Origin of the sequence: Mesorhizobium sp. M7A.F.Ca.CA.002.09.1.1, from assembly GCF_003998555.1 — a bacterium.
GTDB classification, from domain to species: Bacteria; Pseudomonadota; Alphaproteobacteria; order Rhizobiales; family Rhizobiaceae; genus Mesorhizobium; species Mesorhizobium ciceri.
In genome coordinates this window covers 1-848 of record NZ_RZRR01001398.1, presented here as the reverse complement: position 1 = coordinate 848, position 848 = coordinate 1, and the positions used below count along the sequence as shown (strand labels likewise).

The window sequence follows — 848 nt, the reverse complement described above, 5'->3', positions numbered from 1 at the left end:
ACCCGACACAGCTCAACAATCTCGGCCAGGGCCTCGGCAAGGCCGTCGGCTCGGTCGCCGAGATCGTCATCACCACGCCGTTCAAGGTGCTGACCATCGCCACCGGCGGGTGAGCCAGCGGGCGGCATTGGCCCTAGGATTGTTGAGATTCGGGTCAGGCCGAGCCGAAAGTGGTGGTTTTCGAGAACCGGAGCGGAGCGTACTTAAGTACGTGAGCACCGGAAGCGCAGAAAATCGCTACTTACAGGTCGGCATGGCCTGAATATCAACAATCCTAGACGAACAGATCGACCTTCTGGAATGTCGTCACATCGATCAGGCCGACATCGGAGATCCTGAGCTCCGGAATGACGACCAGCGCCAGCAGCGAGTGCTGCATGTAGGCGTTGTTCAATGAACAGCCCATCTTGCGCATCGCCTCGGTGAGCTTCTCGGCCTTGGCGGCGACGATTTCCGCCCGTTCGTCCGACATCAGGCCTGCGATCGGCATTTCGACCAGCGCCAGTTCCTTGCCCTTGGAGAACAGCACGACGCCGCCACCGACCGCGCCCAGACGGTTTACCGCCAGCGCCATGTCCTGCTTGTTGGTGCCGACGCAGATGATGTGGTGGGCGTCATGCGCCACGCTGGACGCCATGGCGCAGTCGCCCATATAGCCGAAGCCCGAAACGAAGGCGTTGCTGACGCCGCCCGTGCCCCTGTGACGCTCGACCAGCGCGATCTGGCAGATGTCGTTGCGGCGGTCCATTGCGACCAGCCCGTCCTCGACCGGCAGATCGGCCTCCAGCGCGCGCGTCGGCGCCTGGTTCTCGATGACGCCGATGACACGCACCCGAACCTCGTTGGCG

1 protein-coding gene is annotated in these 848 nt (G+C 63.0%); it reads right to left on the bottom strand.

Annotated features, from left to right (window positions below):
• Positions 1–274: 274 nt before the first annotated feature.
• A partial coding sequence (locus EN994_RS33515; RefSeq protein ID WP_164746533.1) for an adenine deaminase C-terminal domain-containing protein occupies positions 275–848 on the bottom strand: 574 nt, incomplete at its 5' end.